Origin of the sequence: Azospirillum sp. Sh1, from assembly GCF_008365135.1 — a bacterium.
GTDB lineage: Bacteria > Pseudomonadota > Alphaproteobacteria > Azospirillales > Azospirillaceae > Azospirillum > Azospirillum oryzae.
Genome location: NZ_VTTK01000006.1, coordinates 23,371 through 40,642, shown reverse-complemented (window position 1 = coordinate 40,642; position 17,272 = coordinate 23,371). Strand labels below are relative to the sequence as shown.

Genomic DNA, 17,272 nt, shown 5'->3' with positions numbered 1-17,272 from the left:
GTCAAGCGCGATGTGGGGTGACCCGGAAGGACGTCCTCGGCTTGGCGCGCGTCATGAAAAAATGGCGCCGGAAATCTGGAAAGGCGGCACAGTTCGACCAGAACAGTCGGTAAGGCGCGCAGATTCGGGCTGATTGGCGATGGATCCGGCGCTCCCGACGGCGCCCGTTCATCGACACCCGGATGCCGGCCACGTCCGGAACATGGCATCAGTCGTCCGAATGCGACGCAATGCCGTGTTTGCGCAGTTTGGCGTAGAGGTTTGTGCGCGAAAGGCCGAGCCTCCGGGCCGCTTCGAGCTTGTTACCCCGGCAATCCTCAAGGGATTCGAGAATGAGCGCCCTTTCCAGTTCGTCCATGGCGGCGGTCAGGGACCGCTTCCGGTCGGGTGGGGCAGGGGACCGGATCGCGACGCTCGGAAGGATGTCCGCGAAATCTTCGGCCCTGATGCGCTCGCCTTCGGTACGCACATAGACCTGTTCGATGACGTTGGCCAATTCACGGACATTGCCGGGCCAATCATGCTGCCGCAGCGCATCCAGCGCCGCAGGCGTGAACTCGCGCATCGGCTGATCGAGGCTGATGGCGATCTTCTCCGAAAACAGCGGGGCCAGGATTTCCAGGTCGTCCTTGCGGTCACGGAGCGCCGGCAACTGTATCGGAAAGACATTGAGCCGGTAGTACAGATCCGATCGGAAGGCGCCGCTGCGCACCATTTCGGCCAGGGGACGGCTGGTTGCCGCGATGATGCGGACATCGACCTTGATGACCTGATTGGACCCGAGCGGCTCGACCTCGCGTTCCTGCAGGGCGCGCAGCAATTTGGCCTGCAGCGGCAGGGGCATGTCGCCGATCTCGTCGAGAAACAGCGTTCCGCCATGAGCAAGCTGGAACTTGCCGGGGCGCGGCTGGCGGGCGGCGCCCGTGTATGCTCCCGGTGCGACGCCGAAGAACTCCGCTTCCAGAAGATTTTCGGGAATCGCGGCGGTGTTGACGGCGACGAAGGGGCGGTGGGCGCGGTCCGAGGAGGCGTGGATCGACTGAGCCACCAGTTCCTTGCCGGTCCCGGTTTCGCCAAGCAGCAGGACCGCCGACCGGATCTGGCCGGCCCTGCGCACCAGCCGCTTGACCTGAAGCATCGGCTGGCTGAAGCCGATCAGGTTCTCCACCGTGTATTGGGAGGCGCGGCTCGCCGCCAACTCCTGCTCCACACGGGTCAGGCGGGACTGCAACTTGTTGAAGCGGTCGGCGATGGGCCGAAGATACGTCAGGCTGTTCTTCAGGGCGAAGGCAAGGGCGCCGATGACCTGTCCCTGCTCATCGCGCAGGGGCAGGCGGCTGACCAGCAGCGTGTGCTCGCCATAGCGCATGATGTCGAGCGGCAGCGACCGGCCTGTTTCCACCACCTCGCGCATCCGGCTGTGTGGAATGATGCGCTCAACCGGCTGGCCGATCGCGTCCGCCGGCGACCGGAAGCCAAGCATCGCAATCTGCTTGTCGCTGAACCAGACATGCTTGTCATTCGACCAGACGAGACGCGCATCCTGATCGACCAGTATGGCGCCGTCGATCATCTCATCGATCATCACCATCAGCGCACGTGCCGCAGCGAAATGACCGGCCGGATCCTTCTGCATGCCACGCTCCTCGGTGTCACTGATTGTCAATATGTTGCACATTGTCTGTCAGAAAAGTGAACACGGCGAAAGCGCCGATTTGCAGCGGTGTTCCGCCCTTTGCGGCAGTCGACTGTCAGCGATCGCTAAATCCTGCTCCGCCGCATAGTGAACGCTGATTGGCACATATCCTTTTCTTTCAAGTAGTTATTCATGTGGCACGCGCGTTGCTAACCATCCCTTCCAAAATGCGCGCCACCCTGACAATCCGCCTCGCAATCGTACGGGCCTTGGCAGGAAAGGGCGGTGGGGCACAGGCTTCCGGTCAGGCAAAGGGGATATGCACGCGCCATGACAAACCAGCGCATCGCGATCATCGGCGGCGGACTGATGGGTCACGGGATCGCACAGGCCTTTGCCGCCGCCGGATATCGCGTCGCCATCCAGGAACCCGATGCCGGACGCCGGGCCGCGATTCCCGACCATGTCCGCCGCAATCTGCGGGCATTGGGCGAGGACATCGCGGCCGCCGACCTGATCGACCTGCATGAAACGCTGGCGGGCGCCGTTGCCGGCGCCGACATCGTCATCGAGGCGGTGCCGGAGGACCTCGCCATCAAACAACGCATCGTCGCCGCCATCGAAGCGGCCGCGCCATCCCACGCGCTTCTCGCCAGCAACACGTCGGTCATCCCGATCACGCGGATCATGGAGCCGCTTTCCGACAAGTCCCGCGCCTTGGGCACCCATTGGTGGAATCCACCCTATCTGATCCCGCTGGTCGAGGTGATCCAGACCCAGGACACCAGCGATGCCGCAATCGCCGCGATGACCGGCCTGCTGACGTCCATCGGAAAGACGCCGGTGCATGTCCGCAAGGATGTTCCCGGCTTCATCGGCAATCGCCTGCAGCATGCGCTCTGGCGCGAGGCGATTGCCCTGGTCCAGAACGGCGTGTGCGATGCCGAAACGGTCGATGCCGTGGTCAAGGCGAGTTTCGGCCGGCGGCTCGCCGTCCTCGGACCGTTGGAGAATGCCGATCTTGTCGGCACCGACCTGACCCTCGCGGTTCATGAGCATGTCCTGCCCGATCTCGACCGCAGCCCCGGTCCGCTGCCGCTTCTGCGCGATCTGGTCGCGTCGGGACGGCTGGGCATGAAGGCCGGTGCCGGTTTCCGAACCTGGACGGAAGCGCAGCGGGAGAAGGTCACCGCCACCCTCGCAACGCATCTTCAACGCCTGGATGGCCTCGACCGCCGGTAGCCGCCACCGCAGCCGCCCGGCGACGTTCAATCTTCAATCGTCCGCAGCCTCGACGGGCGGTTCAACACAGGAGGGCCTTGCATGGCCGCATCAGGCAAGAAAGTCATCATCAGCTGCGCGCTGACGGGCTCGATCCACACGCCCACCATGTCGGACGCCTTGCCGGTCACGCCCGACGAGATCGTCGAGCAGGGGGTCGGTGCGGCCGAAGCCGGGGCGGCGATCCTGCACCTGCACGCCCGCGATCCCCGCACCGGACAGCCGACACCAGATCCGGCGGTGTTCATGCAGTTCCTGCCGCGGCTGAAGCAGTCCACCGACGCGGTGCTGAACATCACCACCGGCGGTTCGCTCAACATGACGGTTCAGGAACGGCTCGCCGCCCCGCTGCAGGCTCGGCCGGAAATGTGCTCGCTCAACATGGGTTCGATGAACTTCGGCATCTTCCCGCTGGCCGACCGGTACAAGAACTGGAAGCACGACTGGGAGGAGCCCTACCTGCGCAGCACCGACGACTTCATCTTCCGCAACACCTTCCGGGACATCGCCTATATTCTGGAACATCTCGGTGAAGGCTGTGGCACGCGCTTCGAATTCGAATGCTACGATGTCGGCCATCTGTACAATCTCGCACATTTCCTGGATCGCGGGCTGGTGAAGACGCCGCTCTTCATCCAGACGATCTTCGGAATCCTGGGCGGCATCGGGGCGGAGGAGCGCAACCTCGTCTTCATGCGCGAAACCGCCGACCGCCTGTTCGGCAAGGATTACGAATGGTCGGTGCTGGCCGCCGGACGCCATCAGATTCCCTTCACGACCATGGCCGCGGTGATGGGCGGCAATGTCCGGGTCGGGCTTGAGGACAGCCTCTATCTCGCCAAGGGCCGGCTGGCGCGGAACAGCGCCGAGCAGGTGGCCAAGATCCGCCGCATCCTGGAGGAACTGTCGCTGGAGGTCGCCACCCCGGAAGAGGCGCGCGCCATGCTCCACCTCAAGGGCGCCGATCAGGTGGCGTTCTGAGCCGCCCCATTTCCCATATCAAGGACCGATAGATGCAGAACAGAAACGCCGTGGTTACCGGTTCCACCAGCGGGATCGGACTGGCGACCGTGCGGGAACTGGCCGGCCGGGGCTGCCATGTGATGGTCAACGGCTTCGGCGACCGTGCGGAGATCGACCGGGCCTGTGCCGAGATCGCGGAACTGAGCGGGACCCGGATCGTCTATTCCGCCGCCGATCTCAGCCGGCCGGAGGAGGCCCGCGCCATGATGGCGGAGGCCGCGAACCGGCTGGGTCCAATCGACATCCTGGTGAACAACGCCGGCATCCAGCATGTCGCCGCCCTGCACGAATTTCCCGACGACAAATGGGACCTGTTGCTGGCGGTCAATCTCAGCGCCGCGTTCCACACCATAAAGGCGGCTGTGCCGGCAATGCGGGAACGGCGCTGGGGACGCATCGTCAACACGGCGTCCGTGCTGGGCATGGTTGGCGCCCCGCACAAGCCGGCCTATGTCGCCGCCAAGCACGGCCTCGTCGGCCTGACCAAGTCGGTGTCGATCGAGGTCGCCGGTCATGGCATCACCTGCAACGCGGTGTGTCCCGGCACGGTGCTGACCCCGATCATCGAACGCCAGATCGCCCAGCAGGCGCAGGTCACCGGCCTGCCCGAGGATCAGGTCCTGAAGGCGGTGTTCCTGGAAAAGATGCCGACCGGCCGGCTGATTGGCCCGGAGGAGGTGGCCGCAGCCATCGCCTTCCTCTGTTCCGACGCCGCGGCGTCCATCACCGGGGCGATCCTTCCCGTGGATGGCGGTTACACCACCCATTGAGCCAAGGTCCCGCGGCCCTTCGGGCGGCGCCCTCGCCGACGACCGCCCCAATCACCAAGAATGTCAGAATTGGGAGTGAAAGATGCGCAAGTTCCTTCTCGCCGGCGTCGCCTTTGCCACGTTGGCCGCGGGTTCGGTTCCGACCCGAGCCCACGCCCAGATGTCCGACAACGTCATCAAGATCGGGATGCTGTCCGACCGCTCCGGCATCTACGCCGACATCAACGGCGAAGGATCGGCGGTGGCCGCAAGGATGGCCGCCGAGGAGTTCGGCAACGCCGTCAACGGCACGAAGATCGAGATCATCGTCGGCGACCACCAGAACAAGGCGGACATCGCCGCCAACCTTGCCCGCCAGTGGATCGATACGGAAAAGGTGGACGTGATCGCCGATGTGCCGAATTCGGCCGCCGCGTTGGCCGTGCAGGGGATCACGCGGGACAAGAAGCGCCTGTTTCTGATGTCCGGTCCCGGTTCGACCGACCTGACGGGCAAGGATTGCAGTCCCTACGGCTTCCAGTGGACCTGGGACAACCATGCCGTCGCCTCCGCCACCGCCCGCGCGCTGGTCGAGCAGGGCAGGAAGAGCTGGTTCTTCATCACCGCCGACTATGCCTTCGGCCATTCGCTGGAGGCCGAAGCGGCCGACACTGTCAAGCAGCTCGGCGGGACCATCAAGGGCAGTGTGCGTCATCCGCTGGGCGCATCCGATTTCTCTTCCTACCTGCTTCAGGCGCAGGCTTCGGGCGCGGACGTGGTGGCCTTCGCCAATGCCGGCGGCGACACCATCAACGGCGTCAAGCAGGCGGCCGAGTTCGGCATTCCCCAGAGTGGGCAGACCTTGGCCGGCCTGCTGCTGAACATCAACGACATCAAGGCGCTCGGACTGGAGACCTCGCAGGGGCTGATGCTGGCGAACTCCTTCTACTGGGACATGAACGACGAGACCCGCGCCTGGTCGAAGAAGTTCGAGGAACGAACCGGCCGCAAGCCGTCGATGAACCAGGCCGGCGTGTATTCGGCGGTCCGCCATTACCTGAAGGCCGTGCAGGAGACCGGCACCGACGATGCCGACAAGGTGGCTGCCAAGATGCGCAGCATGCCCGTCACCGACATGATGATGACGGAGGCGAAGATCGCCGATAACGGGCGCGTTTTCGACGACATGTATCTGGCGCAGATCAAGACGCCGGCCGAATCCAAATACGCCTGGGATTACTTCAAGATCATCAAGAAGATCCCCGGTACGCAGGCCTACATCGACCCGAAGGCCAGCGGCTGCCCACTCGTGAAATGATGGAAAAGGGGAGCGTTCGGGCTCCCCTTTTCACTGCTCTGCGTCAGGCGAACCCTCGGTGGCGGGGGTTGCACGCCGACGGCCGTCCGAAAACATCGGGGTCGGGCTTGAACGGCGGGCGGACGCCATCCATTTACCATCCAGTTGGATGGTGAACGGATGGAACATCATGAGCGACGTGGCGCGAGACCTGCGGCCGAAAGCCGGTGACAGCGAGAAGATCACAATCAATCTCGGCTACGTCGACCTGGGTCACATCGACCTGCTGGTGGAGGAGGGGTTCTATTCGAACCGCACCGACTTCATCCGCACCGCCATCCGCAACCAAGTCGACAAACATGCTGACGTGGTCCGCCAATCCGTGACGCGAAAGAGCGTCGATCTTGGCCTTCGCCATTTCAGCCGCGCCGACCTGGAAGCCGTCCAGGCCCAAGGGCGGATGCTGGACATCCGTGTCCTCGGGCTTGCCGCCATCGCCCAGGACGTGTCACCCGAGCTTGCCCGCGCCACCATCGCCACGCTGACCGTACTTGGCGCGCTCCATGCGCCGGCAGCCGTCAAGGCGGCGCTCGCCGACCGCATCCGCTGATGCGTCCCGCATCGCCGATACCGGCGTCATCCCCGAACCGAGAAAGCATCCAGATGTCCCAAACACGCCCCACCGGCTTGCCGCCCGGCATGGACGAGGTCGCCCGCCTGACCCAGGCCGGCCGGCTCACCGAAGCGACCGGCCTGATCCAGCGCCTGCTGCGGGGAGAGGGCGCGACCGAACCTGCGGCGGCTCCAGCCGCTGTGCCGGACCCGACCGTGCTGGAGGGAGAGTTCGTGCGCCTCGATGCCGCTTCCGGACCTCAAGCCCGGAGCGACACCAAGGATCACGTGCGACCAGCCGGCAAGATGGCGGGAAGCCGGGCCGGAAAGGGTGCGAGGACCGGCCTTGGCGAGACCCTGCGCGGCCTTGCGGCGCGCCTGCAGCCGACGGGGTTGCGGGGTGGCGGTGCTCCGCGCCCGCCCGCCGAACCGCTGCCGGATGGCGCATCCTTTGCGACGGCGTCCCACAGCGGGGCGTCGGGGACGCGGGCTTACAAGCTCTATGTGCCGGCCAACCGCGGCGACGGGCGGCGTCCGCTGGTGGTGATGCTGCACGGCTGCACCCAGTCGCCCGACGATTTCTCCGCAGGGACCCGGATGAACGCCTTTGCCGAGCAGCACGGCGTTTACGTCGCCTACCCCGAACAGCCGGCCTCGGCCAACGCCCAACGCTGCTGGAACTGGTTCAAACCCGAAGACCAGCGCCGCGGCCAGGGGGAGCCGGACCTGCTGGCAGGGATCACCCGCCGGATCATCCACGACCATCCCATCGACCCGAACCGGGTTTACATCGCCGGGCTGTCGGCCGGCGGTGCCGCCGCGGCCATCATGGGGGAGGCCTATCCCGACCTCTATGCGGCGGTCGGCGTGCATTCCGGCCTGCCTGCCGGCGCCGCACACGACCTTCCCTCCGCCCTCGCCGCCATGCACCAGGGCGACTATGGGGCCATGGGCAGGGCAGGGGCGGGAAGGGCGGGTGCCGGCCGCCCGGTACCCACCATCATCTTCCACGGTGATCGCGATACCGTCGTCCACCCGCGAAACGGCGATCATGTGGCCGCCCGCGCGACGGCCGCCGCGGCCGGCCTCGGCACCGAGGTGCAACACGGCGAAGCCCCCGGCCGGCGTTCCTACAGCCGAATCCTGCACACCGACCCTTCCGGCCGGACGCTGTGCGAGCAGTGGGCGATCCATGGCGCCGGACATGCCTGGGCGGGTGGGAGCCCCGCCGGCTCCTACACCGACCCGCAGGGTCCGGACGCCACGGCGGAGATGATGCGCTTCTTCCTGGAACACCGGGCGGAACCAAGCTGAAGTGCGACAACACGTTCTCATGGATCTGTTGGCCTGCTTGATAGGCGTTGCTTCAGGAAGAGAGAGGTCGTGGCGGTAATCCACAGGCTTGATCCGTGCGCCTCCATCGCGATTATGGATCACGTCTGTGGAACCACCGGGGCAAGCGGCGGGGCAGGGAAGACTAGCTGTCTTCCCGGCCTCTCAGGCTATACCGTCGGCTGAGCGGCGATCCTCATTGGCAATGAGGATGTGATAGCGGCTCTGACGCTCCTGAAGAGACGTGATGTTGGATTTTCCGAACTGAGGGCTGAAGATCACCAAATCACGTTCCCAGTGCCCGAAACTCTGCCGGGTCTCCACCTCTGCCGGACGATGGGCGATCGAGCACCACCGTGCTGGGCTCCGCGGTATCACCGCAGGCCAGCCGCCAGGTCTGACGCAGCCGGCCGAGCAAGCGGCACCAACGCCCCAGGCGCGTCCATCGGGCAAACTGCGTGTACAATGTTCCAAACGGAACGAGATCACTGTCCGTCCCGTCCCCCGGAGTTGGGGGCAGGGCAGGCTGATCCATCAACCACTCATCCCTGACGTGGCTCCGTCGTCCGTCCCCCGGCAGGCTGCGAGCACCTGTCCGCGCAGCCAGCGGTGGGCGGGGTCGGCATCCTGGCGCGGGTGCCACATCTGGGTCACCGTGACGTCCTTCATGGGCACCGGAAGCGGGAAGGTGCGAACCCCGGTTATGCCGGAGGCGACCTGCCGCTCCGACACCAGGGCGACGAGGTCCGACGCGCGGACGATCGCCAGGGCGGCCGGGAAGCTCGGCACCACGGCGACCACCTTACGGGAGAGGCCGAGGGCGGCGAGGGCATCATCGACCTGATCCCTCGCCCGGCCGCTGCGCGAGGTGACCACATGGCCGCAGGCGGCATACTGGTCGGCCGTCACCGCCTCCCGCAGCATCAGCGGATGGCCGCCCCGTACGGCGCCGACCAGCCGGTCGCCGATCAGCTTCTGCACCTTCAACTCGGGCGCGGTTTCCGCATGGGCGCCAATCTCCAGATCGATGCGTCCATCGCGCAGCGCCTGTGCATCCCGATCCGTCCTCGGCGCGAACCGCAGCAGAACGCCCGGTGCTTCGGCGGTGACCCGGCTGACCAGCCGGGCGGCGAAGACCTCGATGAAGCTCTCGCTGGCGCGCAGGGTGAAGGTGCGTTCCAGCCCGGCAATGTCGATCGCCGCCGCCGGACGCAGCGCCGCGCGCACTTCGTCGGCGAGATCTTGCACCCGCGCCCGCAGCTGGATGGCCCGCGGCGTGGGGACCAGCCCGCGTCCGGCCCGGACGAGCAGCGGATCCCCGGTGGCGTCCCGCAGGCGCGCCAATGTGCGGCTCATGGCGGAATCGCTGAGACCGAGCCGCCGGGCGGCATTGACCACGCTGCCTTCCGCAAGCAGCGCGTCGAGCGCGACGAGGAGGTTGAAATCGGGATCGGCCATGGGTGGAAACGCTAACACATGGCGTTCCATGCAGGAATACTCTGCATAAGCTGCGTCTACCGCCATGTCACAGCGTCGCCATACTGATCTCCGACACTTCCTGGAGACATGCGATGCCCCAATCCACCGCCGCCCGGCCGGCCGCTTCCCCACCGTCGGAGGGGCTGTCGGGCTTCCGCCGCGTCGCCGCCGTCGCGTCCATCCTGACGGCGATCGTGCTGGTCGTGCTCGATGGCGCCGTCGTCAACATCGCCTTGCCGACCATCGCCGACACGCTGGGCGTCGCGCCAGCCGGGTCCGTTTGGGTCATCACCGGCTACCAACTGGCGCTCGTGGTCGCGCTGTTGCCGGCGGGCGCGCTCGGCGAGAGCCTCGGATATCGGAAGGTGTTCGCCGGCGGCGTGCTTCTGTTCACCGCCGCCTCGGCCGGCTGCGCCCTGGCGCCGACGCTTCCCTGGCTGGTCGCCGCAAGGCTGATGCAGGGCCTGGGCGGCGCCGCGGTGATGTCGCTTGCCGTCGCCCTGCTGCGTTTCGTTTATCCGCCGCGGCTGCTGGGGGCCGCCATCGGCTGGAACGCCCTGGTCATCGCCCTGTCGTCGGCGGCAGGACCGACCGTCGGGGCGGCCATCCTCGCCATCGCTCCCTGGCCGTTCCTGTTCGCCGTCAACATCCCGATCGGCGTCATCGTGCTGATGACGGCGCGCGCGTTGCCCGCGGTCGAGGGGGTGAAGCGCCGGATCGATCCCGTCAGCGTCGTCCTCAACGCAGGCTTCTTCGTGGCATTGGTGATGGGAGCCGAGACCGTCGCGTCACGGGTCGGGGCCGGCAGCGCGCTGCTGCTGGTCGCGGCGCTCTGCCTTGCCGGCCTGATCCGGCGGGAACACGGGCAGGACGCGCCGCTGATCCCCCTCGACCTGCTGCGGGTGCGCTCCTTCCGCCTGTCGGTGGTCGCCTCCGTCCTCTGCTTCACGGGCCAGATGGCGAGCACCGTGGCGCTGCCCTTCTATCTGCAGAACGGGCTGGGGCAGGACGCCTTCACCGCCGGGCTGTTCATGGTGCCGTGGCCGCTTGCGACCGCGGTCGCGGCGCCGGTCGCGGGGCGGCTTTCCGATCGCCTGGCGACCGGCTGGCTGTGCGCAGCCGGCGGCCTGCTGCTCGCCGCCGGCCTCGCCCTGTCGGCAGTCTGGCCGCTCCAGCGCGATCCGCTGCCCCTGCTGGCCTTCATGGTGATCAGCGGCTTCGGCTTCGGCCTTTTCCAGACGCCCAACAACCGCAACATGCTGCTCACGGTGCCGAAGGCGCGCAGCGGTGCCGCCGGAGGGATGCAGGGCACCGCAAGGCTGGTCGGGCAGACTGCCGGTGCGGTGACCATGACGCTGCTCTTCTCCCTGGTTTCCGGCCCGGTGGAGGCGCCCCGGATCGGGCTTGCCGTGGCGGCCGTCCTCACCCTGGCCGGCGGCGTCGCAAGCCTGCTCCGCGTGCCGGCGGACGTTGGAACGGCCCAGCCGTCTCTATCGGCAAGGGTCGGGGTCAGAAGCCGAAATGGCTGAGACCGGGATGGTCGTCGGGCCGGCGGCCGAGCGGCCAGTGGAACTTGCGCTCCGTCTCCGCGATCGGGTGTTCGTTGATGCTGGCGTGCCGGGCGCGCATCAACCCATCCTCGGCGAATTCCCAGTTCTCGTTGCCATAGGCGCGGAACCACTGGCCGCTGTCGTCGTGATACTCATAGGCGTAGCGCACCGCGATACGGTTCCCGGCGAAGGCCCAGAGTTCCTTGATCAGCCGGTAGCCCAACTCCTTGTTCCACTTCCGGGTCAGGAAGGCCTGGATTTCGGCGCGGCCGGTCACGAACTCGGCGCGGTTCCGCCACCGGCTGTCCTCGGTGTAGGCGAGAGCGACCTTCGCCGGATCGCGGCTGTTCCAGCCATCCTCGGCGAGCCGGACCTTCTCAATGGCGGATGCTTCGGTAAAGGGGGGAAGCGGCGGACGGGACATGGCAGGTTCCTTGACGGTGGATGGGATGGTTCCCCATCGCCAGACTGCTGCATCCGCAGGGCGGCGGGAATGACCAGCCTTGGCATTTCATTATTGCGCTGGATGAAATGATCCGCCCTGCCGATCGGCCATACGGGGAATCGCGTATTCCGGTGGATGGGCCGCTCCCCGATGATCGGTGACGACGAAGACGCGTGCGAAAACAATGCGGAAGCCGGCCGTTCCTCCTGCTTCCCGCACGCGCCGCCCCATGCCCCGTCACGCAGGGAGACCGAGATGATTCACGGCGATATCACCAGCAGCAACGACACCGTCGGCGTCGCCGTCGTCAATTACAAGATGCCGCGCCTGCACACCAAGGCGGAGGTGCTGGAGAACGCGCAGAAGATCGCCGACATGCTGATCGGCATGAAGACGGGTCTGCCCGGCCTCGACCTCGTGATCTTCCCCGAATATTCGACCCATGGAATCATGTATGATTCCAAGGAGATGTACGAGACTGCCGCGACCGTTCCCGGCGACGAAACGGAGATCTTCGCCGCCGCCTGCCGCAAGGCGAAGGTGTGGGGGGTGTTCTCGCTGACCGGCGAACGCCACGAGGAGCATCCGCACAAGGCGCCGTACAACACGCTGATCCTGATGAACGACCAGGGCGAGATCGTGCAGAAATACCGCAAGATCATGCCCTGGGTGCCGATCGAGGGCTGGTATCCCGGCGACTGCACCTATGTGTCGGAAGGTCCGAAGGGGCTGAAGATCAGCCTGATCATCTGCGACGACGGCAATTACCCCGAAATCTGGCGCGATTGCGCCATGAAAGGGGCGGAGCTGATCGTGCGCTGCCAGGGCTACATGTATCCGGCCAAGGAGCAGCAGGTGTTGATGGCGAAGGCGATGGCCTGGGCCAACAATGTCTATGTCGCCGTGGCGAACGCCGCCGGGTTCGATGGCGTCTATTCCTACTTCGGCCATTCCGCCATCGTCGGCTTCGATGGCCGCACGCTGGGCGAATGCGGAGAGGAGGAGTACGGCATCCAGTACGCCCAGCTGTCCAAGACGCTGATCCGCGATTTCCGCAAGAACGGCCAGTCGGAGAACCACCTCTTCAAGCTTGTCCACCGCGGCTACACCGGCATGATCGCCAGCCTCGACGGGGTGAAGGGCGAAGCCGCCTGTCCCTACGACTTCTATCGCCAATGGGTGAACGACCCGGAGGGGACGCGGGCCATGGTGGAGGCCTTCACCCGGCCGACGGTCGGCACGCCGGAATGTCCGATCGATGGCATCCCGACGACCGAGCTTCCCCGGAATTGACCGTCTGCGGCGGGAGAGGGGCTGTTCCTCTCCCGCGTCCGTTCGGATCATGCCGCACGGTGATCCTGATCCTGTCTACCGGCCGTTCAGCGCGCGCACCGCCATCGCGGCCGCTGCCGCCCGGTTCTCAACGCCGAGCTTCGAATAGATCTGCTCCAGATGCTTGTCGACCGTGCGTGGGCTGAGGCCGAGGATTTCGGCGATGTCGCGATTGGGCTTGCCGTTGGCGACCCACATCAGCACCTCGGCTTCCCGCGGTGTCAGGGACAGCTTGTCCTTCAACTGTCTGTCCTCGCCGGCATCCGACTCCTCCGCCAGTTGCAACAGGATCTCGTCGGGGCCGGTCTGCCCGACCGGGCTGAGGCGCAGGCGGCGGCCGTCGGCAAGGGTGGCGAGCACCACGCTGTCGGCTTTGCGCGTGGCGCCGCCGGCCTGACGCTCCGCCAGCCAGCGCCGCGCCTCCTCCGGCAGGGACACGCCGCTTCCCGTGTCATCGCCGAAGGCCGCCTCCAACATGCGGGTGGTTTGCGGCGTGCACCACAGAACCTCGCCCTTGTGGTTGGCGGCCAGCAGGGTGCGGCCGGTGACGTCCAGCGCCGCCCGCGTGCTCTGCGCCACGCGGGCGTTGGCGAGATGGGCGTACATGCGGGCGATCAGGGTTTCGGCGACGATGGGCTTGGTGACGTAATCCACCCCGCCGGCGGCGAAGCCCTTCAGGATATGTTTGGTTTCCGTCAGGCCGGTCATGAAGATGACCGGAACATGCGCGACCTGACTGTTACGCTTCAGCTGGCGGCAGGTCTCGAAGCCGTCCAGCCCCGGCATGATGGCGTCCATCAGGATGACGTCGGGCGTCACCTGCTCCAGCAGCGCCAGCGCCTTGCGGCCGTCCAGCGCCACCAGCACGGTCACCCCGGCCTCCTCCAGCGCGTCGGTCAGGAAGCTGAGGGCTTCGGGCGAATCGTCGACGACGAGGACGACGTCACGCGGTCTGGTTGCGGATTTCATCGTCATGGCCCGATTCGTCATAGCTGGCTTCATCATGGCTGTCATCGCGGTAAACCGCCTCCAGCGCGGCCATATACTGGTTCAGGTCGTAATTGCTGACGAGCGTGCGCATACGGCCGACGAAGCGATCCAGCTCCGGATGGGCGGCGGCGATCTCCGCCAGCTTGGCCTGCATGCCGCGGACATAGCCGATGCGGCCGAGATGGATCAGTTCGGCGATGTGGTTCTGCGACGGCAATTCCGACGCGGTGAAGACCGGCGGGCCGTCGTCGGTGCCGGCTGGCGTCTCGTATTCCCACTCGATGCCGCGCAGCCGGCCGATGCAGGCCAGCAGCTTCGGGATCGACACAGGCTTGGCGACGAAGCCGTCATGCGGCTGGCCGGGAACGGGGGCGGAGCGGTCCTCCCGCGTGTCGGCCGACACCAGGATGATGGTGGTGTCGCCGTGGCCGGTGGCGCGCAGGTGCCGCGCCACCTCCAGCCCGTTCATGCCGGGCATGGAGATGTCGAGCAGCAGGATGTCGGGCCGGTGCAGTTCCGCCAGGGCGAGGCAGCTCTGGCCGTCGGTCGCCTTGAACACGGTGAAGCCCATCTCGGTCAGCAGATCGCCCAGCAGGTTGCGGTGGGCGAGGTCGTCGTCGGTGACCAGCACGGTTATACGCGGCCCGCGATAGCCGCGGATCGGATGGTCGGGCTGAGCGGCGGCGGTGGACAGCATCGCCGCCGACATCATCAGCCGCACCCGGAACAGGCTGCCCTTGCCGGGCGTGCTGGTCACGGTGATCTCGCCCCCCATCACCTCGGTCAGCAGCTTGGTGATGGTGAGGCCAAGGCCCATGCCGGGCACCATCGGATTGGCGGCCGATCCGCGTTCGAAGGGTTCGAAGATGCGGTCGAGATCGCCGGCGGCGATGCCGGGGCCAGTGTCCTCCACCTCGAACTCGGCGATCTGGCTGCGGTGGCGCACGCGCAGGCTGACGGTTCCGCTGTCGGTGAATTTGATGGCGTTGGACAGCAGGTTGATCAGGATCTGGCGGATGCGGCCTTCGTCGGTGAAGACGACCGGCGGCAGGTCCTCCGGCGCCTCGAAGCGGAAGGCGATGCCCTTGCCTGCCGCCTGCAGCCGGAACATACCGACCAGCTGGTCAAGCAGATCGCCGAAACGCACCTCACCCCGGTTCAGCTGCAGCCGGCCGCTTTCGATCTTCGACACGTCGAGCAGCCCGTCGAGCAGGCCGGACAGGTGTTCCGCACTGCGCCGGATGACGCGGACGGCGTCGATGCGGTGCGGCGGCATGGCCGGATCGCGCTCCAGCATCTGCGAATAGCCGAAGATGGCGCTCAAGGGCGTGCGGAACTCGTGGCCGATGCCGACCAGATAGCGGCTCTTGGCGAGGTTGGCCGCTTCCGACGCCTCCTTGGCCTTCTGAAGCTGGGCGTCGGTGCGTTCGTGCGCCTCGATCTCCTGCATCAGCAGGTCGGTCTGCTTGCGCGTTTCCTCCTGAGCCACCTTGCGGCTTTCGCGGGCCAGCACGAACAGCCAGGTGGCGACGCCGGCGACGATCATCAGGATGAAGAAGACCTTCCACAGCGTGCTGCGGATCAGAGCCTGCGCCTCGGCATTGACCGAGGCGACCTCGACATAGACCAGTGACAGCACGGCGCCGACCGCCAGCCCCAGCATCAGCAGCACCGCCAGATAATGGCCGAACCGCGCCTTCAGCGCCGTCGCGGCCTTCGCCGGCAGGACGGCGTCGAGCGCGTGGCGCAGCTGCACGCCGAGCCGGGCGTCGCGCTTGCAGCCGTCGCCGCAGCGGGCGTCCAGCGAACAGCAGAGCGAGCAGATCGCACCGGCATAGACCGGGCAGAAGGCCATGTCGTCCGGTTCGAAGGCATGCTGGCAGATGCGGCAGCGGATCGCCTCCTCGCCGTTCCAGCTGTCGAAGGGGCGGCGGGCGATGTAGTAGTGGCCGCGGGTCGCCCAGGCGATGGCGGGCGCCGCGGCGAAGGCGGTGGCGAAGGCGAGGAAGGGCGCGCAGACCTTCAGCGTCGGTCCCAGCGCACCCAGGAAGGCCAGCATCGACAGCACCGTCGCCAGCAGCATGGCGCCGACGCCGACGGGGTTGATGTCATAGAGGTGGGCGCGCTTGAACTCGACATGGCGCGGGCTGAATCCCAGCGGCTTGTTCACCACCAGATCGGCGACCAGCGCGCCGATCCACGAGGCGGCGACGCTGGAATAGAGGCCCAGCACCGGTTCCAGCGTCTTGTAGATGCCCAGTTCCATCAGCATCAGGCCGATGACGACGTTGAACACCACCCACACCACCCGGCCGGGATGGCTGTGGGTCAGTCGCGAGAAGAAGTTCGACCACGCGATCGAGCCGGCATAGGTGTTGGTGACGTTGATCTTCAGCTGCGACAGCACGACGAACAGGCCGGTGAGGCCCAGCGCCAGCTGCGGCGACGGCGTCACATACTGGAAGGCGACCAGATACATCCGTGTCGGCTCCGCCGCCAACTCCAACGGAACGGCGTTCTGCAGCGCCAGCACCACCAGGAAGGAGCCCAGCAGAAGCTTGATCGTGCCGATGACGATCCAGCCCGGCCCGGCCGCCACCAGCGCCGCCCACCAGCCCAGCTTTTTGCGGCCCGTCGCGCCGGGGTCGTAGGGCAGGAAGCGGATAAAATCGACCTGCTCGCCGATCTGCGCCAGCAGCGAGAACACCACCGATGCCGCCGCACCGAACAGCATCAGGTCGAAGCCGCCGTCACCCGTCTCCGCTGCCCGGCCGGAGAAGCGGGTCCAGGCGGTGAAGGCGTCGCTGTCCTGGATGGCGATGAACAGGAAGGGCAGGGTGTGCAGGGCCAGCCACAAGGGCTGCGTCCACAGCTGGATGCGGCTGATGACGGTGAAGCCGTAGGCGACCAGCGGGATCACCAGAAGCGAACTGACGACATAGCCGGCGGCCAGCGGCAGGCCGAACACCATCTCCAGCGCCGTCGCCATGATCGCCGCTTCGATGGCGAAGAAGATGAAGGTGAAGGAGGCGTAGATCAGCGAGGTGATGGTGGAGCCGATATAGCCGAAGCCGGCGCCGCGGGTCAGCAGATCCATGTCCACGCCGTATTTGCTGGCGTAGTAGCTGATGGGCAGCGCGCTGGCGAAGATCAGGACGGCGCCGGCCAGGATGGCGAACAGCGCGTTGGTGAAGCCGTAATTCAGCGTGATCGCCCCGCCTATGGCCTCCAGCGCCAGGAAGGAGATCGAACCGAGTGCCGTGTTGGCAACGCGCGTCGGCGACCAGCGCCGCGCCTTCCGCGCGGTGAAGCGCAGCGCGTAATCCTCCAGCGTCTGGTTGGCGACCCACCTGTTGTAGGTCCGCCGCACCGCGACCACCCTCTGGCGCCCTGCCATCGGCCCCATTCGCCCTCCTGAAAATCAGTTGGTGTTACGTACAGTCCGTAGATTCCGTTTCCGTGGCGCTTCCATAGTAAAGCCGGTTCCTCCGTCAGTCTGTCAGGAATAAAGCCGTCGAACAATAAAGCCAAAGCACCGGCGTATTC

At 66.3% G+C, this 17,272-nt stretch carries 13 protein-coding genes and 1 pseudogene; 8 read left to right on the top strand and 6 right to left on the bottom strand.

What is annotated here, in order from left to right; all coding sequences use genetic code 11:
* Positions 1 to 208 precede the first annotated feature (208 nt).
* Positions 209 to 1,636, bottom strand: a complete 1,428-nt coding sequence (locus FZ029_RS08475; protein WP_211104125.1) for a sigma 54-interacting transcriptional regulator — start codon at positions 1,634 to 1,636, stop codon at positions 209 to 211.
* A 330-nt stretch (positions 1,637 to 1,966) separates the two neighbouring features.
* On the opposite strand from FZ029_RS08475, the gene FZ029_RS08470 reads away from it, so the two are divergent.
* From FZ029_RS08470 to FZ029_RS08445, 6 genes are all read left to right on the top strand, one after another.
* Positions 1,967 to 2,878, top strand: coding sequence for a 3-hydroxyacyl-CoA dehydrogenase family protein (locus tag FZ029_RS08470; RefSeq protein ID WP_149268859.1), 912 nt, complete (start codon positions 1,967 to 1,969; stop codon positions 2,876 to 2,878).
* A gap of 81 nt (positions 2,879 to 2,959) precedes the next feature.
* Positions 2,960 to 3,898 (top strand): 3-keto-5-aminohexanoate cleavage protein, encoded by a 939-nt coding sequence (locus FZ029_RS08465; protein WP_149199809.1) that lies wholly within the window; start codon positions 2,960 to 2,962, stop codon positions 3,896 to 3,898.
* Positions 3,899 to 3,930: 32 nt separating this feature from the next.
* On the top strand, positions 3,931 to 4,710 hold the full coding sequence (locus tag FZ029_RS08460) for a 3-hydroxybutyrate dehydrogenase (RefSeq protein WP_149268858.1): 780 nt from the start codon (positions 3,931 to 3,933) through the stop codon (positions 4,708 to 4,710).
* 82 nt (positions 4,711 to 4,792) lie between these two features.
* Positions 4,793 to 6,007, top strand: a complete 1,215-nt coding sequence (locus FZ029_RS08455; protein WP_149268857.1) for an ABC transporter substrate-binding protein — start codon at positions 4,793 to 4,795, stop codon at positions 6,005 to 6,007.
* A 169-nt stretch (positions 6,008 to 6,176) separates the two neighbouring features.
* On the top strand, positions 6,177 to 6,596 hold the full coding sequence (locus FZ029_RS08450) for a CopG family transcriptional regulator (protein WP_149268856.1): 420 nt from the start codon (positions 6,177 to 6,179) through the stop codon (positions 6,594 to 6,596).
* 53 nt (positions 6,597 to 6,649) lie between these two features.
* A complete protein-coding gene (locus FZ029_RS08445) occupies positions 6,650 to 7,912 on the top strand; it encodes a PHB depolymerase family esterase (RefSeq protein WP_149268855.1) in 1,263 nt (420 codons plus the stop codon).
* 216 nt (positions 7,913 to 8,128) lie between these two features.
* Here the strand turns inward: FZ029_RS08445 and FZ029_RS33555 are convergent.
* Positions 8,129 to 8,236: pseudogene (locus FZ029_RS33555) on the bottom strand (IS30 family transposase); the annotation flags it as partial.
* Between the two features lie 228 nt (positions 8,237 to 8,464).
* Positions 8,465 to 9,388, bottom strand: a complete 924-nt coding sequence (locus FZ029_RS08435) for a LysR family transcriptional regulator (protein WP_149268854.1) — start codon at positions 9,386 to 9,388, stop codon at positions 8,465 to 8,467.
* 113 nt (positions 9,389 to 9,501) lie between these two features.
* Here FZ029_RS08435 and FZ029_RS08430 point away from each other — a divergent pair, with 113 nt between their 5' ends.
* Positions 9,502 to 10,938: an MFS transporter gene (locus FZ029_RS08430; RefSeq protein ID WP_149268853.1), complete on the top strand. Its 1,437-nt coding sequence runs from the start codon at positions 9,502 to 9,504 to the stop codon at positions 10,936 to 10,938.
* Here FZ029_RS08430 and FZ029_RS08425 read toward each other — a convergent pair.
* Positions 10,919 to 11,383, bottom strand: coding sequence for a nuclear transport factor 2 family protein (locus FZ029_RS08425; RefSeq protein WP_149201781.1), 465 nt, complete (start codon positions 11,381 to 11,383; stop codon positions 10,919 to 10,921). The genes FZ029_RS08430 and FZ029_RS08425 overlap by 20 nt on opposite strands.
* Before the next feature lie 276 nt (positions 11,384 to 11,659).
* On the opposite strand from FZ029_RS08425, the gene FZ029_RS08420 reads away from it, so the two are divergent.
* Positions 11,660 to 12,697 (top strand): aliphatic amidase, encoded by a 1,038-nt coding sequence (locus FZ029_RS08420; RefSeq protein ID WP_149268852.1) that lies wholly within the window; start codon positions 11,660 to 11,662, stop codon positions 12,695 to 12,697.
* A 75-nt stretch (positions 12,698 to 12,772) separates the two neighbouring features.
* Here FZ029_RS08420 and FZ029_RS08415 read toward each other — a convergent pair whose 3' ends face one another.
* Positions 12,773 to 13,711, bottom strand: coding sequence for a response regulator transcription factor (locus tag FZ029_RS08415; protein WP_149268851.1), 939 nt, complete (start codon positions 13,709 to 13,711; stop codon positions 12,773 to 12,775).
* Complete coding sequence (locus FZ029_RS08410) at positions 13,680 to 17,123, bottom strand: ATP-binding protein (RefSeq protein WP_149268969.1); 3,444 nt, start codon at positions 17,121 to 17,123, stop codon at positions 13,680 to 13,682. Before FZ029_RS08410 ends, FZ029_RS08415 begins: the two co-directional genes overlap by 32 nt.
* Positions 17,124 to 17,272: the final 149 nt, after the last annotated feature.